This is a genomic window from Pseudomonas sp. OV226 (genome assembly GCF_003148705.1).
Classification (GTDB): Bacteria; Pseudomonadota; Gammaproteobacteria; order Pseudomonadales; family Pseudomonadaceae; genus Aquipseudomonas.
This window is the reverse complement of sequence record NZ_QGGS01000006.1, coordinates 19,834-44,719: the sequence shown is the minus strand read 5'-3', so window position 1 is coordinate 44,719 and position 24,886 is coordinate 19,834. Positions and strand designations below refer to the sequence as shown.

The window sequence follows — 24,886 nt, the reverse complement described above, 5'->3', positions numbered from 1 at the left end:
TCTGTTTTATTTTGAAGAAGGTGTTGTTGTAAGGGGGGGTAAAATTTACATGGCCGCAAATAAAGCGTTGTGAATGCCTTGTCGGCACTTGCGGGTGAGCGGTTCTGTTTTGTTCGGCTTGGAGATTAGTGGTGTATGTGGCGTGGCGTAAAGTTGCTATGTGTTAGTTGCTTTTGCAAATAAGACCTGCACCGCGTTGCACGGTACAGGCCTGTTGCTTATTACTTGTTGCGAGTTACAAAGTTTCGAATGCGTTCTGCCGCTTCAACACATTCCGCCAACGGCGCAACCAGTGCCATGCGCACTCGACCCGCGCCCGGATTGGCCCCATCGACGTTACGGGATAGATAAGAACCCGGCACCACCGTTACATGTTCTTCGACAAACAGGTCACGGCAGAACGCTTCGTCATCGCCTTCAACATTCGGCCACAAGTAGAAGCCGCCGTCCGGGCGCTGTACGTCCATCACCGGGCTGAGGATTTCCAGCACGGCATCATATTTCTCGCGATACAGCACACGGTTGGCGCGCACGTGCACTTCGTCATTCCACGCGGCCACGCTGGCCAGTTGGGTTTGAACCGGCATCGCGCAACCGTGGTAGGTGCGATACAGCAAAAAGCCCTTGAGGATGTCGGCATCGCCCGCCACGAAACCCGAGCGCAGGCCCGGCAGGTTGGAGCGTTTGGACAGGCTATGGAACACCACGCAGCGCTTGAAATCCTTGCGACCCAGTTCCACGCAAGCGCTGAGCAGGCCGGCCGGCGGCGTTTGCTCGTCAAAGTACAGTTCGCTGTAGCACTCGTCAGCGGCGATTACGAAGTCGTATTCGTCGGCCAGAGCGATCAGCTTTTTCAGCGTCTCGACCGGAATCAGTGCGCCGGTCGGGTTGCCCGGGGAGCACAGGAACAGGATCTGGCAGCGCTTCCAGATGTCGGGCGAAACGGCGTCGAAGTCCGGGTTGAAGCCGTTTTCGTCAAGGCATGGCAGGTAATGCGGCTTGGCGCCGGCGAGGAACGCAGCACCTTCGTAGATCTGATAGAACGGGTTCGGGCTGACCACCAACGCGTCTTCGCCACGGTTGACCACGGTTTGGGTGAAGGCGAACAACGCTTCACGGGTGCCGTTGACCGGCAGCACGTTGCGCGCCGGGTCGAGCCAGCCGCCCGGAACGCTGAAACGCCGTTCGCACCATGCGGCGATGGCTTCGCGCAGGGCCGGGATGCCGAGGGTGGTCGGGTACACGGCCATCTGATCCAGATTGCTGGCCAGGGCTTCGGCGACAAAGCTTGGCGAGCGGTGTTTCGGCTCGCCGATGGACAACGCGATAGGGCGCTTGTCCGGGTTTGGCGTGACGCTGCCGAGCAGGGCGCGGAGCTTCTCGAACGGGTAGGGCTGCAACTGGGTCAGAGCGTTGTTCATCGGGGGCCTCGTTCAATGTGGGCGCTGGCTTTTGTAGGAGCCGGGCTTGCCCGCGATGCAGGCGCCTCGGTTTGTCAGGTGCACCGAGGTGATGCTATCGCGGGCAAGCCCGGCTCCTACATAAGCGTTTTCCCACAGGGAAAGTTGGTTAATTCAGATACTGAGTCGTGACAGTTTGATATCGGGTTCGTGGCTGACGCTCAGTTGTTCAACGATTGCATCCTGCAAGCGGCTGCACAGCAGCGGGTCAGACAACTGCTGGTTATTGGCGTCGGTAATGAAGAACACGTCCTCCACCCGCTCGCCCAGCGTGGCAATCTTGGCGTTTTGCAGCGACAGGTCGAACTCCAGGAAGATCGTGCCGATCCGCGCCAACAGGCCTGGACGGTCGGGGGCGGTGAGTTCCAGCACGGTCACCGGACGTTGAGCGTCGTTGTGAATCGTAACCTGGGGCGCAAAGGCAAAATGCTTGAGCTGGCGCGGCACCCGGCGCTGAATGATGGTCGGGTAGTCGTCCGGGTTGCGCAGGGCTTCGGTCAGTCCATCACGGATCTGTTTGACCCGCGCCGGGTTATCACCAATCGAGTCGCCGTCGGTGTCGAGCACAATATAGGTGTCGAGGGTGAACTGGCTGCTGGAGGTGATGACCCGGGCGTCGTGAATGTTCAAGTTGAGCTGGTCCATCGCCGCCACGGTCACGGCGAAGAAATCGTGTTGGTCCGGCGCATAAATGAAGATCTGAGTGCCGCCCTCGAACTCGCGCTGCGTGGTTTCCTTGATCAGCACCAGCGGCCCGCCGTCGGCAGGTTGTTGCAAGATCGCGTCGGTGTGCCAGGCGACGTCGCCAGCGGTGTGGCGCAGGAAATAGTCATCGCCTAGTTGTGACCACAGCTGTTCGACATCGTCCGGATCGTTTCCGCCGCGCACAAGGATGTCCAGGGCGGCGCTCTGGGTCTGACGGATCTGCATTTCACGATCCACCGGATTTTCCAGGCCGCGGCGCAGGGCGCGCTTGGTCTCGGTATACAGTTGGCGCAACAGGCTGGCGCGCCACGAGTTCCACAGGGTCGGATTGGTCGCGTTGATGTCGGCTACGGTCAGCACGTACAGATAATCGAGGCGGGTTTCGTCACCGACGGCCTGTGCGAAATCGTGGATCACCTGCGGGTCGGACAAGTCCTTGCGCTGGGCGGTGGTCGACATCGCCAGGTGGTTTTGCACCAGCCAGACGATCAGGCGGCTGTCCCACACCGGCAACTGATGGCGTTGGCAGAAAGCCTCTGCATCCACCGCGCCGATTTCCGAGTGGTCGCCATGGCGGCCCTTGCCGATGTCGTGGTAGAGCCCGGCCATGTAGATCAGCTCGGGCTTGGGCAGCTTGGCCATGAGCTTGGCGGCCAGCGGGAATTTTTCCGATACCTGGCTGTACTGCAACTTACGCAGGTGTTTGATCAGGTTCAGGGTGTGCGCGTCGACCGTATAGATATGGAACAGGTCGTGCTGCATCTGCCCGACGATCAAGCCGAACTCCGGCAGATAGCGCCCGAGAATGCCGTAACGGTTCATCCGGCGCAGGTTGCGGTGGATGCCGATCTTGCACTTGAACAGCTCGATAAACAGGCTGGTGTTACGAATGTCGTTACGGAATTCGTCGTCGATCAGGTGACGGTTCTCGCGCAGCAGACGGATGGTATCGGCGCGCACGCCTTTGATTTCCGGTTGCTGGGCCATCAACACGAAGATTTCCAGCATGGCGAACGGCGTACGACGGAACACGTTGTCGTTGCGTGCCTCGATATAACCGTCGTGCAGCTGGAACCGCGAGTTGATGGGCTGCGGCGGCGCTTCATCGTCCGGGGCGAGGATGACTTCTTCGAAGTGCTGAATGATCAGGTCGCTGAGCTGCGCAATGCTCATGACCACCCGGTAATACTGCTGCATGAAGTTTTCGATGGCTTGCTTGGCGTCATCGCCAACGAAGCCCAGCAGCCCGGCAATCGAACGCTGGTGATCGAACAGCAAGCGATCCTCGGAGCGACCGGCGAGCATGTGCAGCGCGTAACGGACCTTCCACAGGAATTCCTGGGACGAGGCGAGCAGGGCGTTTTCACTCTCTACCAGAAAACCTTCGCCAGCCAGTGCACGCAGGTTCAGGGTGCCGTATTCACGACGGGCTACCCAGAGAATCGTCTGGATGTCCCGCAATCCGCCCGGCGAGCCTTTGACGTTGGGTTCCAGGTTGTATTCGGTGTCGTTGTATTTGTGGTGGCGGGCCTTCTGCTCGGCGCGCTTGGCCAGGAAGAAGTCCTTGCTCGGCCACATGTGCGCGGTGCTGGTGACATCCAGCATGCGCTGGCGCAGGCGCTCAGGGCCACAGATGGTGCGGCTTTCCATCAGGTTGGTGACCACCGTCAGGTCGGCGCGGGCCTCAACGGCGCACTCGTCCACCGAGCGCACGCTCTGACCGACTTCCAGGCCGATGTCCCAGAGCAAGGTCAGAAAACGTTCGATGGAATCGCGGAAAACTTCGTGGTCGGCGCTGTCCAGAAGGATCAGCAAATCGATGTCGGAATAAGGGTGCAGTTCACCGCGACCATAGCCACCGACCGCGACCAGCGCGATGTCGGCGTCTTCACTCCAGTTAAACTGCTCCCAGGCCTTTTGCAGGATGTTATCGACGAACCAGGCGCGGTCCTCGATCAGCCGGCGAATGTCGCGGCCGCTGCGAAAGCGCCCGTCGAGCACCTCGCGGGCCTGGCGGATCGCCTTCTTGAAGGCTGAAATCGGGCTTGCCTTCAGGGCCAGTTCAGCCTGGAACTGGCCGCGGTCGAAGAGTTCGGGATCCACCTGCGGCATCGATTGGCTTTCCTGTCTATAAGGCTGAGAGCTTTGCGGAACGGATCAGGCCGAAACGCGCGCGATGGTGTCGTCGGCGCGCAGGGTGAAGATCTCGTAACCGGTTTCGGTAACCAGCAGGGTGTGCTCCCACTGGGCCGACAGCTTGCGGTCCTTGGTGATCGCGGTCCAGCCATCGCCCAGCACTTTGGTGTCGGCCTTGCCCTGGTTGATCATCGGTTCGATGGTGAAGGTCATGCCCGCCTTGAGTTCCATGCCGGTGCCGGCGCGGCCGTAATGCAGGATCTGCGGCTCTTCGTGGAACACTTTGCCGATACCGTGACCGCAGAACTCGCGAACCACCGAGAAACCGTTCTTTTCCGCGTGCTTCTGGATGATTTCGCCGATGTCGCCAAGGCGGCAGCCGGGTTTGACGATTTCAATCGCCTTGTACATGCATTCCTGGGTCACTTGCGACAGGCGCTCGGCCCAGACCGGCACGGTGCCGACGTGGAACATGCGGCTGGTATCACCGTGATAACCGTCCTTGATGACGGTGACGTCGATGTTCAGCGTGTCGCCATCCTTCAGCGGCTTCTCGTTCGGAATGCCGTGGCAGACAACGTGGTTGATCGAAGTGCAGATCGACTTCGGGTAACCCTTGTAGTTGAGCGGCGCAGGAATGGCTTTCTGTTCGTTGACGATGTAGTCGTGGCAGATGCGATCCAGCTCTTCGGTGGTAATGCCCGGTTTGACATGTTCGGCAATCATTTCCAGCACATCGGCGGCCAGTTTGCCGGCGATGCGCATTTTTGCGATGTCCTCTGGGGTTTTGAGGGTGACGGTCATACAGGCTCTCTCTGCGCTCAATGGCGCTTGTCAAAACGAAATGGGCGGTGTGCGATTGATCTGCGCAGCCCTGAAAAACCTGATTCTATCAGACGATCAGCGCAAATCTGAGCCTCAGTGCTTAGCATCTCTCTATAGATAGGCGCATTCTTGATGATTCCAAGGGGCGATTTAAGACGCGCGTCCGGATTTGAGAATCCGGGTTCCGTTTTTGCGAGCCTTGTGGTATAAAATGCGCCGCTTTCCGGGGATACCCCGAAAGGCTTAAATCCACACACGTGTCGACACGATGACCTGGGTGCCTTCAGCTGATGCTGCTGGTTGGTCATTGGGATACGTGGAGGCCAAACCCGACTTATTAAGGAACTATCATGTCCCAAGTCAACATGCGCGATATGCTGAAGGCCGGTGTGCACTTCGGTCACCAAACCCGTTACTGGAACCCGAAAATGGGTAAATACATTTTCGGCGCGCGTAACAAGATCCACATCATCAACCTTGAAAAAACCCTGCCAATGTTCAACGAAGCTCTGACTTTCGTAGAGCGTCTGGCCCAGGGCAAAAACAAGATTCTGTTCGTCGGCACCAAGCGTTCCGCTGGCAAGATCGTTGCTGAAGAAGCAGCACGTTGCGGTTCGCCGTACGTCGATCACCGCTGGTTGGGCGGCATGCTGACCAACTTCAAAACCATCCGTGCTTCCATCAAGCGTCTGCGTGACCTTGAAGTGCAAGCCGAAGACGGTACTTTCGCCAAGCTGACCAAGAAAGAAGCGCTGATGCGCACTCGCGATCTTGAGAAGCTCGATCGTTCCCTGGGTGGTATCAAGGACATGGGCGGTCTGCCAGACGCACTGTTCGTTATCGACGTTGATCACGAGCGCATCGCGATCACCGAAGCCAACAAGCTGGGCATCCCGGTTATCGGCGTAGTCGATACCAACAGCAGCCCGGAAGGCGTTGACTACATCATCCCAGGCAACGATGACGCAATCCGCGCTATCCAGCTGTACATGGGTTCGATGGCTGACGCTGTAATCCGCGGTCGCAACCACGTTGCTGGCGGCACCGAGCAGTTCGTTGAAGAAGCTCCGGTAGCAGCAGCTGAGTAATTGACGCCTTGGCGTTGACTCAGTAAGCAAAAAGGGGGCTTGGCCCCCTTTTTGCCACCTCGAAAACCGTTTGTCGGCCCCGCACTTGCAGAGCTGTAACGTGCAGCGGCTTACAACGGTGGTTCGGGAAGAATTGATCGCCCGTTCGATCGGGTGGAATGGTTGAAAACCTATCCAAGAGGATTTTGAAAATGGCAGCAATTACTGCAGCGTTGGTTAAAGAACTGCGTGAGCGTACCGGCGAAGGCATGATGGATTGCAAGAAAGCCCTGGAAAAGGCTGACGGCGACATCGAAAAAGCCATTGATGATATGCGTGCTTCCGGCGCAATCAAGGCTGCCAAGAAAGCAGGCAACGTGGCTGCAGAAGGCGCTATCGCTCTGAAAGAAGACGGCAAATCTGCTGTTCTGCTGGAAGTAAACTCGCAGACTGACTTCCTGGCCCTGCAGGACGACTTCAAGGCATTTGTTGCTGCTAGCGTTGAAAAAGCGTTCGCCGACAAACTGACTGACGTCGCTCCGCTGATCGCCGCTCAAGAAGCTGATCGCCTGGTATTGGTTGGCAAGGTTGGCGAAAACGTCAACATCCGTCGCCTGGTACGCGTTGAAGGTGATGTTGTTGGTGGTTACCTGCACGGCAACAAGATCGGTGTTGCAGTTGTCCTGAAAGGCGGCAACGTTGAACTGGCCAAAGACATCGCTATGCACGTAGCGGCCAGCAACCCAGAGTTCCTGCTGCCTTCGGAAGTTTCTGCCGAAGCGATCGAGCGTGAAAAAGCTGTGTTCCTGCAGCTGAACGAAGAAAAAATCAAAGGCAAGCCAGAAAACATCGTTGAAAACATGGTCAAAGGCCGTATCAGCAAGTTCCTGGCCGAAGCCAGCCTGGTTGAGCAGGCGTTCGTCAAGAACCCTGAAATCAAGGTCGGCGAGCTGGCCAAGAAAGCCGGTGCTGAAATCGTTTCTTTCACCTACTTCAAGGTAGGCGAAGGCATCGAGAAGCCAGTCGACAACTTCGCTGAAGAAGTTGCCGCTCAACTGGCTGCTGCCAAGCAGTAAGACGGTTTTTTAACTGTCGCCCTGAAGAGGCTGCCCGCTTGCGCGCGCAGCCTCTTTTCAGATGGGGCACCAATTTTTAATTGGTTTCCCTTTGGAACTGGCTTACAAAGCCATGTTCCGATGGCGCTGAAGCAGCGCCAAGCTAGAGTGAGCGCAGCTGTAAACAGCTCGCAAAGAATTTTTAAAATACGCCGCAGGAGAGATTCGCAATGGCTCAGCAGGGCAGTGGTTATCAGGCTCGCTATAAACGCATTCTACTCAAGCTTAGCGGCGAGGCCCTGATGGGCTCGGAAGAGTTCGGGATCGATCCGAAAGTTCTGGATCGCATGGCGCTGGAAGTCGGCCAATTGGTCGGCATCGGTGTTCAGGTCGGTCTGGTGATCGGTGGTGGTAACCTGTTCCGCGGTGCGGCGCTGAGCGCGGCCGGCATGGATCGGGTAACTGGCGACCACATGGGCATGCTGGCCACTGTGATGAACGCCCTGGCCATGCGCGATGCGCTGGAGCGTGCCAATATCTCGGCCATCGTGATGTCGGCCATTTCCATGGTAGGCGTGACCGATCACTATGATCGCCGCAAAGCCATGCGCCATCTGAACGCCAAAGAGGTCGTGATTTTCGCGGCCGGTACCGGTAATCCGTTTTTCACCACGGATTCGGCAGCTTGCTTGCGAGCGATCGAAATCGACGCCGATGTCGTGCTCAAGGCGACCAAGGTCGATGGCGTCTACACCGCTGACCCGTTCAAAGACCCGCATGCCGAGAAGTTCGATCATCTGACTTACGATGAAGTGCTGGATCGCAAGCTGGGCGTGATGGATCTGACGGCTATTTGCCTGTGTCGCGACCACAAGATGCCGTTGCGCGTCTTTAACATGAACAAGCCCGGCGCCTTGCTGAACATCGTGCATGGCGGCGCTGAAGGGACCCTGATCGAGGAAGGCCAACAATGATCAACGAAATCAAGAAAGACGCTAAAGAGCGTATGCAAAAATCCGTGGAATCGCTGGCGCACAACTTTGGCCGTATCCGTACGGGCCAGGCGCACCCAAGCATTCTGGAGGGTGTGATGGTTCCTTACTACGGTTCCGACACGCCGATCAAGCAAGTGGCGAACATTACTGTCAAAGACGCCCGTACCCTGCAAGTCGTTGCCTTTGAGCGCAACATGCTGGGTGCTGTCGACAAAGCCATTGGCAGTGCCGGTCTGAACCTGAACCCGACCAACCTGGGTGAATTGCTGCTGATCAGCATGCCGGCCCTGACTGAAGAAACCCGCCGCGGTTTCACCAAGCAGGCTCGCGATGTCGCTGAAGACGCCCGTGTTGCAGTGCGCAACATCCGTCGTGATGCGAACAGTCAGCTCAAGGACCTGGTCAAGGAAAAAGAAATCAGTGAAGACGAAGAGCGTCGTGCCACCGGCGAGATTGATGATCTGACCAAGAAATTCGTGGCTGAAATCGACGCGAAGCTGGCAGAGAAAGAAAAAGACCTGATGGCCGTATAAGGGTCGAGTTTTCATGGATAAGACCAAGCAGACTGTACCGTCCGCGGTGCCGCGCCATGTCGCGATCATCATGGATGGTAATAATCGCTGGGCGAAGAAGCGCTTTATGCCGGGTGTTGCCGGGCATAAAGCGGGTGTGGACGCGGTGCGTGCGGTAATCGAGGTGTGCGCTGAGGCCAAGGTCGAGGTGTTGACCCTGTTCGCCTTCTCCAGTGAAAACTGGCAGCGCCCGGCTGATGAGGTCAGTGCCTTGATGGATTTGTTCTTCAAAGCGTTGCGTCGTGAGGCCAAGCGCCTCAACGACAACAATATCAGTCTGCGCATCATCGGCGATCGCTCGCGTTTTCACCCCGAACTTCAAGCAGCCATGCGTGAAGCGGAAGCGATGACCGTCGGGGCCAACCGCTTTGTCTTGCAAATCGCCGCCAACTACGGCGGTCAGTGGGATATCGCGCAGGCTGCCCAGCGTCTGGCGCGGGAAGTTCAGGCCGGGCATCTGCGCCCGGAAGACATCACCCCTGAATTGCTGCAGACCTGTCTGGCCACCGGTGATCTGCCGTTGCCGGACTTGTGCATCCGTACCGGTGGCGAGCACCGCATCAGTAACTTCCTGCTGTGGCAGTTGGCCTACGCCGAGTTGTACTTCTCCGACCTGTTCTGGCCGGACTTCAAACACGACGCCATGCGAAACGCGCTGGCCGATTTCGCTTCTCGCCAGCGCCGCTTCGGTAAAACGAGCGAGCAGGTCGAGGCTGGAGCCCGGTTTTAATGCTTAAACAACGAATCATTACTGCGCTGATCCTGCTGCCGATCGCTTTGTGCGGTTTTTTCCTGCTCGAAGGTTCCGGCTTTGCGCTGTTTATCGGGCTAGTAGTGACGCTCGGTGCCTGGGAGTGGGCCAGGCTGGCCGGTTTCACCGCTCAGCCGGTTCGCGTTGCCTATGCCGTCGTGGTCGCATTGATGCTGTTTGTCATGCACATCCTGCCGGGGCTTGCGCCTTGGGTTCTGGGCGCTTCAGTGCTCTGGTGGGGCGTGGCGACGTATCTGGTGCTGACCTACCCGCGTTCCAGCGAACACTGGGCCAGTGCCGCCTGCAAGCTGGTGATCGGTTTGCTGATCCTGTTGCCGGCCTGGCAAGGTCTGGTCCAGATCAAGCAGGAACCCTTGGGTAACTGGTTGATCATGGCCGTGATGGTGCTGGTATGGGGCGCGGATATTGGTGCGTATTTTTCCGGCCGTGCCTTTGGCAAGCGCAAGCTGGCGCCACAGGTCAGTCCCGGCAAGAGCTGGGAAGGCGTTTACGGTGGCCTGGTGCTGAGCCTGGTGATCACAGCGATCGTCGGCCTGGTGCGCGACTGGAGTTTCGCCCAGATGCTCATGGGGTTGGTCGGTGCTGCAGTCATCGTCTTCATTTCGGTGGTGGGTGACCTCACCGAGAGCATGTTCAAACGTCAATCAGGCATCAAGGACAGCAGTAACCTGCTGCCAGGGCATGGCGGTGTCCTTGACCGAATCGATAGCCTGACGGCAGCGATCCCGGTATTCGCCGTATTGTTGTGGATGGCTGCACCGTGAGTCGCCCTCAGCAGATTACTGTTCTGGGGGCGACCGGTTCGATTGGTCTGAGCACTCTGGATGTCATTGCTCGCCATCCCGAGCGTTATCAAGTCTTTGCCTTGAGCGGTTTTACTCGTTTGAGTGAATTGCTGGCGCTGTGTGTGCGCCACACCCCGCGATTCGCCGTCGTGCCTGAGGCGGGCCCTGCTCGTGGCTTGCAGGACGACTTGCGCGCTGCCGGCCTGTCGACCCGGGTATTGGTGGGCGAGGAGGGGTTGTGTCAGGTGGCCTCCGATCCTGAAGTCGATGCCGTCATGGCGGCCATCGTGGGTGCTGCGGGTTTGCGCCCGACCCTGGCAGCAGTTGAAGCCGGCAAGAAAATCCTGCTGGCTAACAAAGAAGCGCTGGTGATGTCCGGGGCGCTGTTCATGCAAGCCGTGCACAAAAGCGGTTCGGTATTGCTGCCGATCGACAGCGAGCACAACGCGATTTTCCAGTGCATGCCGCAGGATTTCGCCCGTGGGCTTGGCGTGGTCGGCGTACGCCGGATTCTGCTGACAGCCTCTGGTGGTCCGTTCCGACAGACGCCGATGGCCGAATTGGCACATGTTTCCCCTGAGCAAGCCTGTGCGCACCCGAACTGGTCCATGGGACGCAAGATTTCGGTCGATTCGGCGAGCATGATGAACAAAGGGCTCGAGTTGATCGAAGCCTGCTGGCTGTTCGACGCCAAGCCGTCCCAGGTTGAAGTGGTTATTCACCCTCAGAGCGTGATCCATTCCCTGGTCGACTATATCGATGGTTCGGTGCTGGCTCAGTTGGGCAATCCGGACATGCGCACCCCGATCGCCAATGCCCTGGCCTGGCCAGAACGTATTGACTCCGGCGTGGCACCGCTGGATCTGTTCGCTATTGCGCGTCTGGATTTCCAGGCGCCCGATGAAGAGCGTTTCCCTTGCCTGCGCCTTGCGCGCCAGGCAGCCGAGGCTGGCAACAGCGCGCCAGCGATGCTGAATGCAGCGAATGAAGTGGCTGTTGCAGCCTTTCTCGACGGGCGGGTCCGCTACCTGGAAATCGCGAGTATTATCGAAGAAGTGTTGAACCTCGAGCCTGTCGTCGCAGTGGGCGATCTCGAGGCCGTGTTTACGGCTGACGAGAAAGCGCGAGTGCTGGCCGGGCAATGGTTGAGTCGTCACGGGCGGTAAGTGCTGCCATATGTTGGCCCATGCAGCACCGGATAGAATTGCGGAGAAAGTAGATGAGCGCGCTCTATATGATTTTCGGCACCCTGGTGGCTTTGGGTGTGCTGGTTACCTTCCACGAATTCGGCCATTTCTGGGTCGCACGTCGCTGTGGGGTCAAAGTGCTGCGTTTCTCCGTAGGCTTCGGTATGCCGCTGCTGCGCTGGCACGACAAGAAAGGTACTGAGTTTGTAGTGGCTGCCATTCCATTGGGTGGCTACGTGAAGATGCTCGATGAGCGTGAAGGCGAAGTGCCGGTCGATCAGCTCGAACATTCTTTCAATCGCAAATCTGTCCGTCAGCGTATTGCGATCGTGGCGGCAGGCCCGATCGCCAACTTCTTGTTGGCAATGGTGTTTTTCTGGGTGTTGGCCATGCTCGGCAGCGAGCAGGTACGGCCCGTCATTGGTGCGGTCGAGTCTGGCAGCGTTGCCGCCCGGTCTGGTTTGAGCGCAGGTCAGGAAATCATTGCCATTGATGGCGAACCAACGTCCGGTTGGGCTGCGGTGAATCTGCAATTGGTTCGTCGTCTTGGTGAGAGCGGAACCCTTCAATTATTGGTGCGTGAGCAGGGTTCCACGACGGATTCCCCACGTGAGCTGGTGCTGGATAAGTGGCTTAAAGGTGCCGACGAGCCAGATCCGATTCGTTCGCTGGGCATTCGTCCTTGGCGCCCGGCGTTACCGCCAGTGCTCGCCGAACTCGATCCGAAGGGGCCGGCACAGGCTGCGGGCCTGAAAACCGGTGATCGCTTGCTTGCCCTTGACGGCAAGGCGCTGGATGACTGGCAGCAAGTGGTCGACACCGTGCGTATGCATCCAGATACCAAAATCATGCTGCGCATCGAGCGCGATGGTGCTCAAATCGACGTCCCTGTGACGTTGGCCTCTCGCGGCGAGAGCAAGGCACCTACCGGTTACATGGGGGCCGGAGTGAAAGCGGTCGATTGGCCGCCAGAGATGGTTCGAGAAGTCAGTTACGGTCCATTGGCTGCGATTGGAGAGGGCGCGCGACGCACTTGGACCATGAGCGTGCTGACCCTCGATTCACTCAAGAAAATGTTGTTCGGTGAGCTCTCGGTAAAAAACTTGAGTGGACCGATAACCATTGCTAAAGTGGCGGGCGCTTCTGCCCAGTCGGGCGTAGCTGATTTCCTGAATTTCCTTGCATATCTGAGTATTAGCCTGGGAGTTCTGAATTTGTTGCCCATTCCTGTACTGGATGGGGGGCATTTGTTGTTTTATCTGATCGAGTGGGCGCGTGGTCGCCCCTTGTCAGATCGGGTGCAGGGTTGGGGGATACAGATCGGTATCAGTTTGGTGGTCGGGGTGATGTTGCTTGCTCTGGTCAATGATTTGGGCCGTCTGTAACACTTCGCTGAATTGCGAATCTGCCGCATTTTGCGGCAGTTTGTTTATTGCCAGTTGGAATAAGAAAGGACTTCATGAAACGTCTGCTGCTAACTGCGGTTCTCACCGTATTGATGATCGCCGAAGTTCACGCCGAGTCCTTCACTATCTCTGATATTCGCGTCAATGGCCTCCAGCGGGTCTCCGCGGGTAGCGTCTTTGGTGCTTTGCCGTTGAACGTCGGCGAACAGGCGGACGATCGTCGCCTGGTGGAATCCACTCGTGCGTTGTTCAAAACCGGTTTCTTTCAAGATATCCAGCTGGGCCGCGATGGCACCGTCCTGGTCATCACGGTAGTCGAGCGTCCATCGGTCGCCAGTATCGAGATCGAAGGTAACAAGGCGATCTCTACTGAAGACCTGATGAAGGGCCTCAAGCAGTCCGGTCTGGCCGAAGGTGAAATCTTCCAGCGCGCCACCCTTGAAGGTGTGCGTAACGAGCTGCAACGCCAATACGTCGCTCAGGGCCGCTACTCGGCCACCGTCGACACCGAGGTGGTCCCGCAGCCGCGTAACCGTGTCGGATTGAAGGTCAACATCAACGAAGGCACCGTCGCTGCCATCCAGCACATCAACGTGGTGGGTAACACCGTCTTCCCTGAAGCAGACCTGATCGACCTGTTCGAACTGAAGACCACCAACTGGCTGTCTTTCTTCAAGAACGACGACAAGTACGCGCGGGAAAAACTTTCCGGTGACTTGGAGCGCCTGCGTTCCTACTACCTGGACCGCGGCTATATCAATATGGATATCGCTTCGACTCAGGTATCGATTACTCCGGACAAGAAACACGTCTACATCACCGTCAACGTCAACGAAGGCGATAAGTACACCGTTCGTGACGTCAAGTTGAGCGGCGACCTGAAAGTCCCTGAAGACCAGATCAAATCCCTGCTGCTGGTGCAGAAAGGTCAGGTGTTCTCGCGCAAGCTGATGACCACCACGTCGGAGCTGATTACTCGCCGTCTGGGTAACGAGGGCTATACCTTCGCCAACGTAAGCGGTGTGCCTCAGCCGCATGAAGACGACCACACCGTCGACATTACTTTCGCGGTCGATCCAGGCAAGCGTGCTTACGTGAACCGTATCAACTTCCGTGGCAACACCAAGTCTGAAGACGAAGTGCTGCGCCGTGAAATGCGTCAGATGGAAGGCGGCTGGGCTTCGACCTACCTGATCGACCAATCCAAGACTCGTCTTGAGCGTCTGGGCTTCTTTAAGGAAGTGAACGTCGAAACACCTGCTGTGCCAGGTGTCGATGACCAGGTTGATGTGAACTACAGCGTTGAAGAACAGGCTTCCGGTTCGATCACTGCCAGCGTTGGTTTCGCTCAAAGTGCCGGCCTGATCCTCGGTGGTTCCATCACTCAGAACAACTTTCTGGGTACCGGTAACAAGGTCAGCATCGGCTTGACCAAAAGCGAATACCAGAGCCGCTATAACTTCGGTTATGTCGACCCGTACTGGACAGCCGATGGCGTGAGCCTGGGTTACAACGCTTTCTATCGCACCACCGACTACAAAGACCTTGATGTCGACGTAGCGAGCTATGCCGTAGATAGCCTGGGTGCCGGCGTAAGTGTCGGTTACCCGATCAGTGAGACTTCGCGTCTGACCTTTGGCCTGACTGCACAGCAAGACAAGATCAAGACCGGTCAGTACACCGTCGATGAAATCTTCGACTTCGTAAACACCGAAGGCGACCAGTACCTGAACTTCAAGGCATCGGCCGGTTGGTCCGAGTCCACCCTGAACAAAGGTGTGCTGGCGACCCGTGGTCATTCTCAAAGCTTGACAGCGGAAGTGACCGTGCCGGGTAGCGACCTGTCGTTCTACAAGCTCGACTACCGTGGCCAGTTGTTCCAGCCGCTGAGCGAGAACTACACCATGCGCCTGCACACTGAATTGGGTTATGGCGACGGTTACGGTTCGACCGATGACTTGCCATTCTATGAAAACTACTATGCTGGTGGTTTCAACTCGGTTCGTGGCTTCAAGGACAGCACATTGGGGCCGCGTAGTACTCCGAGCCGCGGTCAAGGCGTCACTGGCAACCCGGGCACGCTTGCTGACCCGGATCAGGATCCACTGCCATTTGGCGGTAACGTCCTGATTCAAGGTGGTGCGGAGATTCTGTTCCCGCTGCCATTCGTCAAAGATCAGCGCTCGCTGCGTACCTCGGTATTCTGGGATGTGGGTAACGTCTTCGACTCCAAGTGCCAGCAGACTTCCAACACTAACGCTAATGTGAAGTCCAATACGCAGTGCAACGATATCAGTCTGAGCAACCTGGCCAGTTCCGTCGGTGTGGGTGTGACATGGGTCACCGCGCTGGGTCCTCTGAGCTTTGCATTGGCCATGCCAGTAAAAGAACCGGATAACGCTGAAACCCAGGTGTTCCAATTCTCTCTTGGCCAGACGTTCTAAGCGTCTGTCCCAAAATAACGACAATGGATTTTGTAGGAGTACATCGTGCGTAAGTTGACTCAATTGGTTCTCCTGGCGACCGTACTGGTAGCAGGTCCGGCTTTTGCCGACATGAAAATCGCCGTTCTGAACTATCAGATGGCTCTGCTGGAATCCGACGCGGCCAAGAAATATGCCGTGGATGCCGAGAAGAAATTTGGCCCGCAACTGACCAAGCTCAAGACGCTGGAAAGCAGCGCCAAAGGTATTCAGGATCGTCTGATGGCCGGTGGCGACAAGATGCAACAAGGTGAGCGTGAGCGCCTTGAACTCGAGTTCAAGCAAAAGGCCCGTGACTTCCAGTTCCAGTCCAAGGAACTGAACGAAGCCAAAGCCGTTGCCGACCGTGAAATGCTGAAGCAGCTCAAGCCGAAACTGGACAGCGCTGTGGAAGAAGTCATCAAGAAAGGTGCTTTTGACCTGGTCTTCGAGCGTGGCGCAGTGATTGATGTCAAGCCTCAGTACGACATCACTCGCCAGGTTATCGAGCGCATGAATCAGCTGAAGTAACCATGACAGCGACTATTAAGCTCGGCCAGTTGGCCGAGTTCCTCGGCGCCACGCTACGTGGCGACCCGGAGAAAGAAATTACTGGGCTAGCCACTTTGCAAGAGGCTGGCCCAGCTCAGTTGAGCTTTCTCGCAAATCCTCAATACCGTAAATACCTGGCCGACTGCCGGGCCGCAGCGCTGTTGCTGAAGGCCGCTGATGCCGAAGGGTTTTCCGGTGATGCGCTGGTAGTGCCGGATCCGTACCTGGCCTACGCGCGTATTTCCCATTTGTTCGATCCCAAGCCCAAGGCGCCCGCAGGTGTTCACCCGACAGCGGTAGTGGCCGCGGATGCAGTGGTTGATCCAGCGGCGAGTATTGGTGCCTTTGCGGTGATCGAAAGCGGTGCGCGTATTGCGGCGGGCGTGACCATCGGCGCTCATTGCTTCATCGGTGCGCGTTGCGAAATCGGCGAAGGCGGCTGGCTGGCCCCGCGCGTCACGCTGTATCACGACGTGCGCATCGGCAAGCGAGTGGTCATTCAGTCGGGTGCCGTGCTCGGTGGCGAAGGTTTCGGTTTTGCCAACGAAAAAGGTGTCTGGCAGAAAATCGCCCAGATCGGTGGCGTGTTGGTCGGTGACGATGTGGAGATTGGCGTGAATACCGCCATCGACCGCGGTGCGTTGGCCGATACCGTTCTCGGTAATGGTGTGAAGCTCGACAACCAGATCCAGATTGCCCACAACGTGCAGATCGGTGATCACACCGCCATGGCCGCTTGTGTGGGGATCTCCGGCAGCACCAAGATCGGCAAGCATTGCATGCTCGCAGGTGGTGTGGGGCTGGTGGGGCACATCGAAATTTGCGACAACGTTTTCATCACCGGGATGACCATGGTGACCCACTCGATTACCGAAAAGGGCGCCTATTCTTCCGGTACAGCCATGCAACCGGCTGCCGAGTGGCGCAAAAGCGCGGCACGCATCCGTCAGCTCGATGACATCGCGCGGCGACTGCGACAACTGGAAAAGCACGTAGGGGAAGTGACCCCTGACGGTAATGCTTCTTCAGATGGCTGATACCATTTCCATATCAAGTGTGCACAGCCGTTAGACTGCCTCCTTGATTTGCTAGAGGAGCGCGCGTCACTCGTGCGTTCCCAATCTTTACATAGGCTTCCCCCCGAAATGATGGACATCAACGAGATTCGCGAATACCTGCCTCACCGTTACCCGTTCCTGCTGGTGGACCGGGTTGTGGATCTGGATGTGGAAGGCAAGCGCATTCGCGCCTACAAGAATGTCAGCATCAACGAACCGTTCTTCAATGGTCACTTCCCTGCGCATCCAATCATGCCGGGCGTATTGATCATCGAAGCGATGGCTCAGGCTGCCGGGATCCTTGGTTTCAAAATGCTCGACGTGAAACCGGCGGACGGCACCCTTTACTACTTCGTCGGCTCCGACAAGCTGCGCTTCCGCCAGCCTGTGCTGCCGGGCGATCAGTTGATCCTTGAAGCCAAGTTCCTGAGCTGCAAGCGTCAGATCTGGAAGTTCGAATGCCAGGCTTCGGTCGACGGCAAGCCAGTCTGCTCTGCTGAAATCATCTGTGCGGAACGCAAACTATGAGTTTGATTGACCCTCGCGCAATCATCGATCCGACGGCTGTACTGGCCGACGACGTTGAGGTCGGCCCATGGTCGATCGTCGGCGCAGGTGTGGAAATCGGCGAGGGGACAGTGATCGGGCCGCACGTGATTCTCAAAGGCCCGACCCGTATCGGTAAGCACAACCGCATCTACCAGTTTTCTTCGGTAGGTGAGGACACGCCCGATCTGAAATACAAAGGCGAAGAAACCCGTCTGGTCATCGGTGACCACAACGTCATCCGTGAAGGCGTGACGATTCACCGCGGGACCGTTCAAGACCGTTCGGAAACGACCCTGGGTGATCACAACCTGATCATGGCCTATGCCCACATCGGCCACGACAGCGTCATCGGCAACCACTGCATCCTGGTCAACAACACCGCGTTGGCTGGCCATGTACACGTTGAAGACTGGGCGATCCTCTCCGGTTTTACCTTGGTTCACCAGTATTGCCACATTGGTGCCCACAGCTTTTCCGGTATGGGTACAGCCATCGGCAAGGACGTTCCAGCGTACGTCACCGTGTTTGGCAACCCCGCTGAAGCCCGCAGCATGAACTTCGAAGGCATGCGTCGCCGTGGTTTCAGTGAAGACGCGATCCACGCGCTGCGCCGCGCCTATAAGGTGGTTTATCGCCAGGGCCTGACCGTCGAGCAAGCGCTTGCCGAACTGGCCGAACCTTCGGATCAGTTCCCGGAAGTCGCGGTGTTCCGTGATTCCATCCAGTCTTCGACCCGCGGCATTACTCGTTAATCATGGCTAATCTGCGTATTGCGCTGGTAGCGGGAGAGGCTTCCGGCGATATTCTGGGCGCAGGCCTCATGCGCGCACTCAAGGCTCGACATCCGGCGGTGGAATTCATCGGTGTCGGTGGTCCGTTGATGCAGGCCGAGGGGCTGACCTCATACTTCCCCATGGAACGGCTTTCGGTCATGGGCCTGGTGGAAGTGCTGGGACGGTTGCGTGAGCTGCTGGCGCGTCGCAAGAAGCTGATCGCCGACCTGATCGCTGAGAAGCCGGACGTGTTCATCGGTATCGATGCTCCGGACTTCAACCTCAATATCGAACTCAAGCTGCGTCAGGCCGGGATCAAGACCGTGCATTACGTCAGCCCGTCGGTGTGGGCATGGCGTCAGAAGCGCGTGCTGAAGATCCGCGAAGGCTGCGACCTGATGCTGACGCTGTTTCCGTTCGAAGCGAAATTCTATGAAGAGAAGGGCGTGCCGGTGCGTTTTGTCGGGCACTCCCTGGCCGATGCGATCCCGCTGGAGGCCGATAGGGCTGCCGCGCGGGCTGAGCTCGGATTGCCAGAGGGACCTCTGGTCGCGTTGATGCCCGGCAGTCGTGGCGGTGAAGTGGGCCGTCTCGGCGCCTTGTTCCTTGATACTGCCCAGCGTTTGCGGGCCATGCGCCCAGGTGTGCGCTTTGTCATGCCATGCGCCAACCCTGAACGGCGCGCGCAGCTTGAAGAGCTGTTGGCCGGTCGCGATCTGCCGCTGACCTTGCTTGACGGCAAATCCCATCTGGCCCTGGCCGCTTGTGATGCGGTGCTGATTGCCTCCGGGACCGCTACGCTGGAAGCGTTGCTCTACAAGCGACCGATGGTGGTGGCTTATCGTCTGGCGCCGCTGACGTTCTGGATCCTCAAGCGGATGGTGAAAAGCCCTTACGTGTCCTTGCCGAACCTCTTGGCCCAGCGCCTGTTGGTGCCTGAGTTGCTGCAAGACGACGCGACAGTCGAAGCGCTGGCGCAAACGCTGTTCCCTCTGATCGAAGGCGGCGAGGAACAGACTCGCGGCTTCGACGAAATTCACCGTACCTTGCGTCTGGACGCCTCCAATCAGGCGGCGGATGCAGTACTGAACTTGATCGGCAAAACACAATGAGCAAAACCAGCACACAGATGGGCCTGGACTTCACCCTGGTCGCCGAAGTCGAAGACCTCGTGGCCGGTGTCGACGAAGTCGGTCGCGGCCCGCTCTGCGGTGCAGTGGTCACGGCTGCGGTGATCCTCGATCCGAACCGTCCGATCCTCGGTCTGAATGATTCGAAAAAACTCACCGAAGCCCGTCGCGAAAAGCTCTTCGACGAAATCTGCGAAAAAGCCCTGAGCTGGTGCATCGCCCGGGCCGAAGTCGAGGAAATCGACGAGCTGAACATCCTGCACGCCACCATGCTGGCGATGCAGCGCGCGGTCGAAGGTCTGCACATCCAGCCGAAACTGGCCATGATCGACGGCAATCGTTGCCCGAAACTGTCGATGCGCGCTGAAGCGGTGGTGCAGGGCGACGGCAAGGTGCCAGCCATTGCCGCGGCATCGATTCTGGCCAAGGTCAGCCGCGACCGCGAAATGGCCGCGTTCGAACTGATTTACCCGGGTTACGGCATCGGCGGGCACAAAGGCTATCCGACCCCCGTTCATCTGGAAGCGCTGGCCCGCTTGGGGCCAACGCCGATTCACCGCCGCTCGTTCGCCCCGGTGCGCCTGGCGTACGAGGCGCGGGAAAGTCTGATCGAGAGTTAGTCGCAAGGCTGATGTTTTACTCAAGGCCCGGTACAATCCGGGCCTTGTTGTCTTCACGTTTCTAGACAGGATCACTATGCCGGCTTCATTCGTTCACCTACGCCTGCACACTGAATATTCCCTGGTCGACGGTCTGGTGCGGATCAAACCGCTGGTTAAGACCCTGGTCGGCATGAACATGCCTGCCGTAGCGGTCACCGACCAGAACAACATGTGTTCCCTGGTCAAATTCTACAAAGCCTCCATGGGGGCCGGGATCAAGCCGATCTGTGGCGCCGACTTGTGGCTGTCGAACAAGGATCCGGACAACGCCCTTAGCCGGATCAGCCTGCTGGCCATGAACGCTGTCGGCTATCGCAACCTGACTGAACTGATTTCCCGTGGTTTCATCGACGGCCAGCGCAATGGCTCGGTGATCATCGAGCGCGAATGGGTCGCCGAAGCCAGCGAAGGCTTGATCATGCTCTCAGCGGCGAAAGAGGGCGAAATTGGCCTGGCCATGCTCAGTGGCAACCCGGCTGAAGCGGAAAACCTGGCACGCGAATGGATGGCGGTGTTTCCGGACCGTTTTTATCTGGAAATCCAGCGCACCAATCGCCCCAACGATGAAGAGCAGTTGCACGGTGCCGTGGCCCTGGCCGACAAAATCGGTGCGCCACTGGTCGCGACCAACGATGTGCGCTTCATCAAGCAGGAAGACTTCGCCGCTCACGAAACCCGCGTTTGCATCGGTGAGGGCCGCGCCCTCGACGATCCGCGCCGTTCGAAGAATTACAGCGATCAGCAATACCTCAAAAGCGCCGAGGAAATGGCCGAGTTGTTCAGTGACCTGCCCGAGGCACTGGTAAACACAGTCGAGATCGCCAAGCGCTGCAACATCGAAGTGAAATTGGGCAAACACTTTCTGCCCAACTTCCCGATTCCCGATGGCATGACCATCGACGAGTATTTCCGCAAGGTGTCCTTTGATGGCCTGGAAGAACGGCTGACCGTTCTGCTGCCCAAGGACACCACCGAAGACTACGAGGCCAAGCGTCAGGTCTACGTCGACCGGTTGAATTTCGAGCTGGATATCATCATCCAGATGGGGTTCCCCGGTTACTTCCTGATCGTTATGGACTTCATTCAGTGGGCCAAGAGCAACGGCGTCCCGGTAGGTCCCGGCCGGGGTTCGGGCGCCGGGTCGCTGGTGGCCTATGTACAGAAGATCACGGACCTCGATCCGCTCGAATATGACCTGCTGTTCGAACGTTTCCTTAACCCGGAACGGGTATCGATGCCCGACTTCGACGTCGACTTCTGCATGGACGGTCGTGATCGGGTAATTGAATACGTGGCCGACAAGTACGGTCGCAACGCCGTAAGCCAGATCATCACCTTCGGTTCCATGGCTGCAAAAGCCGTGGTCCGGGACGTGGCGCGGGTGCAGGGCAAGTCCTACGGACTGGCGGATCGTCTGTCGAAGATGATTCCGTTCGAAGTCGGCATGACCCTGGAAAAGGCGTATGAGCAGGAAGAGATCCTGCGTGACTTCATCAAGGTCGATGAAGAAGCCGCCGAAATCTGGGAAATGGCCCGCAAGCTGGAAGGCGTCGTGCGAAACGTCGGTAAACACGCCGGTGGTGTGGTGATCGCGCCGACCAAACTGACGGACTTCTCGCCGATTTATTGCGATGAGGCCGGAGACGGTCTGGTGACCCAGTTCGACAAGGATGACGTTGAAGCGGCCGGCCTGGTGAAGTTCGACTTCCTCGGCCTGCGGACCCTGACCGTTATCGATTGGGCGTTGAAGACCATCAATCGCGACCGCGCGAAGGTCGACGAACCGCCGCTGGACATCGCGTTCATTCCGCTGGACGACAAGCCGACCTACACACTGCTGCAAAAAGCCGAAACCACGGCGGTGTTCCAGCTTGAGTCGCGCGGCATGAAAGAGCTGATCAAAAAGCTCAAGCCCGACTGCCTGGAAGACTTGATCGCACTGGTGGCCCTGTTCCGTCCGGGCCCGCTGCAATCGGGCATGGTGGACGACTTTATCAACCGTAAGCACGGCCGCGCCGAGCTCGCGTACCCGCACTCGGATTACCAGTACGAAGGCCTCAAGCCCGTACTGGCGCCGACTTACGGCATCATCCTGTATCAGGAACAGGTGATGCAGATTGCCCAGGTCATGGCCGGTTACACCCTCGGCGGTGCGGACATGCTGCGTCGTGCCATGGGTAAGAAAAAACCGGAAGAAATGGCCAAGCAGCGCGGCGGTTTCATTGAAGGTTGCGCGACCAACAACATCGACGCTGACCTTGCCGGTAACATTTTCGACCTGGTAGAAAAATTCGCCGGCTACGGCTTCAACAAATCCCACTCCGCGGCGTATGGCCTGGTGTCGTACCAGACGGCGTGGCTGAAAACGCATTACCCGGCGCCATTCATGGCAGCGGTGCTGTCGGCGGACATGCACAACACCGACAAGGTTGTGACCTTGATCGAAGAAATTCGCACCATGAAGCTGCGTCTCGACGCGCCGGATGTGAATGCCTCCGAGTTCAAGTTCACGGTGAATGACGAAGGCCGGATTATTTACGGCCTCGGCGCGATCAAGGGCGTGGGCGAAGGTCCGGTGGAAGCGATCACCGAGGCGCGCCAGGACGGTCCGTTCAAGGATCTGTTCGACTTCTGTGCCCGTGTCGATCTCAAGCGTATCAACAAGCGCACCCTGGACGGTTTGATCCGCAGTGGCGCGCTGGATCGTCTGGGGCCTTGTTTCCATGACGAACCGAAGGCTTATCAGGCGAGCATCGACCAGAATCGTGCGATCTTGCTGGCCGCGATGGAAGGGGCGATCAAAGCCGCCGAACAAACCGCGCGCACCCAGGACAGCGGCCATGCCGACCTGTTTGGCGGTCTGTTTGTCGAAGAAGACGCGGACGTCTACGCCAGTCATCGCAAGTCCAAGGAACTGACCCTCAAGGAGCGGTTGAAAGGGGAGAAAGACACCCTGGGCCTGTACCTGACCGGCCACCCGATTGACGAATACGAAGGTGAAATCCGTCGCTTTGCCCGTCAGCGCATCATCGATTTGAAGCCTGCGCGCGATACCCAAACGGTCGCCGGCATGATCATCGCCCTGCGGGTTATGAAGAACAAAAAAGGCGACAAGATGGGCTTCATCACCCTCGATGACCGCTCCGGTCGGATCGAGGCGTCGTTGTTTGCCGAGGCGTTCCATACGGCGCAGTCGCTGTTGCAGACCGACGCGATGGTGGTGGTCGAGGGAGAGGTCAGTAATGACGACTTCTCCGGTGGCCTGAAGCTGCGGGTCAAGCGGGTGATGAGCATGGAAGATGCGCGCACCAACCTCGCCGAGAGCCTGCGCCTGAAGCTGCAAACCAAGGATTTGAAGGGTGATCAGCTACGCTGGCTGGGTGAGTTGTTCAAGCGTCACCGCGGTGCGTGCCCGATCACCATGGAGTACACGAGCCCCGATGCTAAGGCCTTGCTGCAGTTTGGCGAGACCTGGCGAATCGATCCGGCGGATGCGTTGATTCAAGCCTTGCGTGACCAGTTCGGGCGAGACAACGTCTTCCTCCAATACCGTTGACGGTCAGGTGCCATTCGTCCCCCTTGGAACGTGCCCTGATCTCGACCCGAATTTTTAATCTCGACCTGAACGCGCCTCTCCCTTAAGGTAGGGCGCGAATAGACAACCGGCCGGCCCAAGCTCTCTTGGACGTCGACCCAAGACGGACGCCTATGAACCCGAATTTTCTAGATTTCGAACAGCCGATCGCCGACCTGCAAGCCAAGATCGAAGAGTTGCGCTTGGTCGGTAACGACAATTCGCTGAATATCGGCGATGAGATCTCCCGCCTGCAGGACAAAAGCAGCACGCTGACCGAAGACATCTTCGGCAAGCTGACCAGCTGGCAGATCGCACGCCTGGCGCGTCACCCGAAACGTCCGTATACCCTGGACTACATCGAACACATTTTCACCGAGTTCGATGAGTTGCACGGTGACCGTCATTTCTCCGATGACGCTGCCATCGTTGGCGGTATCGCCCGTCTGGACGACCAGCCGGTCATGATCATCGGTCACCAGAAAGGCCGCGAAGTGCGCGAGAAGGTTCGCCGCAACTTCGGCATGCCGCGTCCTGAAGGCTACCGCAAGGCGTGCCGCCTGATGGAAATGGCCGAGCGTTTCAAAATGCCGATCCTGACCTTCATTGACACCCCGGGCGCTTACCCTGGTATTGACGCTGAAGAGCGTAACCAGAGCGAAGCGATCGCCTGGAACCTGCGTGTCATGTCGCGTCTGAAAACCCCAATCATCGCCACCGTGATCGGTGAAGGTGGTTCCGGTGGTGCTTTGGCGATTGGTGTTTGCGATCAGTTGAACATGCTGCAGTACTCGACCTACGCGGTGATTTCGCCGGAAGGTTGTGCATCGATTCTGTGGAAAACCGCCGAGAAAGCCCCGGACGCCGCTGAAGCGATGGGCATCACTGCCGAGCGCCTGAAAGGCCTGGGCATTGTGGATAAGGTGATCGGCGAGCCATTGGGCGGCGCACACCGTGACCCGGCTGCTGCGGCTGCGTCGATCCGTGCCGAGCTGAGCTCGCAACTGGCGATGCTGAAGAAGTTCGACAATGATGCGCTGCTGGCCCGTCGTTACGAGCGACTGATGAGCTACGGTCTCTGATCGATCGCTCCTCCATCATGTAGGAGCAAGGCTTGCCCGCGATTGGGACGCCTCGGTTTAACAGGCCGACCGCGTTAAC

Annotated in this window: 20 protein-coding genes; 17 read left to right on the top strand and 3 right to left on the bottom strand. The window is 58.0% G+C overall.

Annotation, left to right across the window (positions count from 1 at the left end):
• Positions 1-221: 221 nt before the first annotated feature.
• The 3 genes from dapC to map form a co-directional block, all read right to left on the bottom strand.
• Positions 222-1,421, bottom strand: coding sequence for a succinyldiaminopimelate transaminase (dapC, locus tag C7534_RS13055; protein ID WP_109786011.1), 1,200 nt, complete (start codon positions 1,419-1,421; stop codon positions 222-224).
• Positions 1,422-1,574: 153 nt separating this feature from the next.
• On the bottom strand, positions 1,575-4,277 hold the full coding sequence (locus C7534_RS13050; RefSeq protein ID WP_046029186.1) for a [protein-PII] uridylyltransferase: 2,703 nt from the start codon (positions 4,275-4,277) through the stop codon (positions 1,575-1,577).
• 45 nt (positions 4,278-4,322) lie between these two features.
• Positions 4,323-5,105, bottom strand: a complete 783-nt coding sequence (map, locus tag C7534_RS13045; protein WP_046029187.1) for a type I methionyl aminopeptidase — start codon at positions 5,103-5,105, stop codon at positions 4,323-4,325.
• Positions 5,106-5,476: 371 nt separating this feature from the next.
• Between map and rpsB the strand changes: the two genes are divergently transcribed.
• The 17 genes from rpsB to C7534_RS12960 all read left to right on the top strand — a co-directional run bounded on the left by rpsB (position 5,477) and on the right by C7534_RS12960 (position 24,807).
• On the top strand, positions 5,477-6,214 hold the full coding sequence (gene rpsB / locus C7534_RS13040) for a 30S ribosomal protein S2 (protein ID WP_003219330.1): 738 nt from the start codon (positions 5,477-5,479) through the stop codon (positions 6,212-6,214).
• A 191-nt stretch (positions 6,215-6,405) separates the two neighbouring features.
• Positions 6,406-7,269, top strand: a complete 864-nt coding sequence (gene tsf / locus C7534_RS13035; RefSeq protein ID WP_027604480.1) for a translation elongation factor Ts — start codon at positions 6,406-6,408, stop codon at positions 7,267-7,269.
• Positions 7,270-7,478: 209 nt separating this feature from the next.
• Complete coding sequence (gene pyrH, locus C7534_RS13030; RefSeq protein ID WP_003172271.1) at positions 7,479-8,222, top strand: UMP kinase; 744 nt, start codon at positions 7,479-7,481, stop codon at positions 8,220-8,222.
• On the top strand, positions 8,219-8,776 hold the full coding sequence (gene frr, locus C7534_RS13025; RefSeq protein ID WP_046029188.1) for a ribosome recycling factor: 558 nt from the start codon (positions 8,219-8,221) through the stop codon (positions 8,774-8,776). Before pyrH ends, frr begins: the two co-directional genes overlap by 4 nt.
• A gap of 13 nt (positions 8,777-8,789) precedes the next feature.
• Positions 8,790-9,545: a polyprenyl diphosphate synthase gene (gene uppS, locus C7534_RS13020; RefSeq protein ID WP_046029189.1), complete on the top strand. Its 756-nt coding sequence runs from the start codon at positions 8,790-8,792 to the stop codon at positions 9,543-9,545.
• Entirely contained in the window at positions 9,545-10,351 is an 807-nt protein-coding gene (locus C7534_RS13015; protein WP_109786010.1) for a phosphatidate cytidylyltransferase, read from the top strand. The genes uppS and C7534_RS13015 overlap by 1 nt, the downstream gene beginning before the upstream one ends.
• The gene (gene ispC, locus C7534_RS13010; protein ID WP_109786009.1) at positions 10,348-11,538 is read left to right on the top strand and encodes a 1-deoxy-D-xylulose-5-phosphate reductoisomerase; all 1,191 of its coding nucleotides are present in this window, start codon (positions 10,348-10,350) and stop codon (positions 11,536-11,538) included. Before C7534_RS13015 ends, ispC begins: the two co-directional genes overlap by 4 nt.
• Before the next feature lie 53 nt (positions 11,539-11,591).
• Positions 11,592-12,944 (top strand): sigma E protease regulator RseP, encoded by a 1,353-nt coding sequence (rseP, locus tag C7534_RS13005; protein WP_109786008.1) that lies wholly within the window; start codon positions 11,592-11,594, stop codon positions 12,942-12,944.
• Between the two features lie 74 nt (positions 12,945-13,018).
• On the top strand, positions 13,019-15,409 hold the full coding sequence (bamA, locus tag C7534_RS13000; protein WP_109786007.1) for an outer membrane protein assembly factor BamA: 2,391 nt from the start codon (positions 13,019-13,021) through the stop codon (positions 15,407-15,409).
• Positions 15,410-15,454: 45 nt separating this feature from the next.
• Positions 15,455-15,958, top strand: coding sequence for an OmpH family outer membrane protein (locus tag C7534_RS12995; protein WP_008028980.1), 504 nt, complete (start codon positions 15,455-15,457; stop codon positions 15,956-15,958).
• A gap of 2 nt (positions 15,959-15,960) precedes the next feature.
• The gene (lpxD, locus tag C7534_RS12990; RefSeq protein WP_077430792.1) at positions 15,961-17,016 is read left to right on the top strand and encodes a UDP-3-O-(3-hydroxymyristoyl)glucosamine N-acyltransferase; all 1,056 of its coding nucleotides are present in this window, start codon (positions 15,961-15,963) and stop codon (positions 17,014-17,016) included.
• A gap of 108 nt (positions 17,017-17,124) precedes the next feature.
• Positions 17,125-17,565, top strand: a complete 441-nt coding sequence (gene fabZ, locus C7534_RS12985) for a 3-hydroxyacyl-ACP dehydratase FabZ (protein ID WP_007907157.1) — start codon at positions 17,125-17,127, stop codon at positions 17,563-17,565.
• Positions 17,562-18,338, top strand: coding sequence for an acyl-ACP--UDP-N-acetylglucosamine O-acyltransferase (gene lpxA, locus C7534_RS12980; RefSeq protein WP_046029200.1), 777 nt, complete (start codon positions 17,562-17,564; stop codon positions 18,336-18,338). The genes fabZ and lpxA overlap by 4 nt, the downstream gene beginning before the upstream one ends.
• 2 nt (positions 18,339-18,340) lie before the next feature.
• A complete protein-coding gene (gene lpxB, locus C7534_RS12975) occupies positions 18,341-19,471 on the top strand; it encodes a lipid-A-disaccharide synthase (RefSeq protein WP_046029202.1) in 1,131 nt (376 codons plus the stop codon).
• Complete coding sequence (rnhB, locus tag C7534_RS12970) at positions 19,468-20,109, top strand: ribonuclease HII (protein WP_046029204.1); 642 nt, start codon at positions 19,468-19,470, stop codon at positions 20,107-20,109. Before lpxB ends, rnhB begins: the two co-directional genes overlap by 4 nt.
• Positions 20,110-20,185: 76 nt before the next feature.
• Positions 20,186-23,707 (top strand): DNA polymerase III subunit alpha, encoded by a 3,522-nt coding sequence (gene dnaE / locus C7534_RS12965; RefSeq protein ID WP_109786006.1) that lies wholly within the window; start codon positions 20,186-20,188, stop codon positions 23,705-23,707.
• A 152-nt stretch (positions 23,708-23,859) separates the two neighbouring features.
• Positions 23,860-24,807 (top strand): acetyl-CoA carboxylase carboxyltransferase subunit alpha, encoded by a 948-nt coding sequence (locus tag C7534_RS12960; RefSeq protein ID WP_109786005.1) that lies wholly within the window; start codon positions 23,860-23,862, stop codon positions 24,805-24,807.
• The last annotated feature ends 79 nt before the right edge of the window (positions 24,808-24,886 follow it).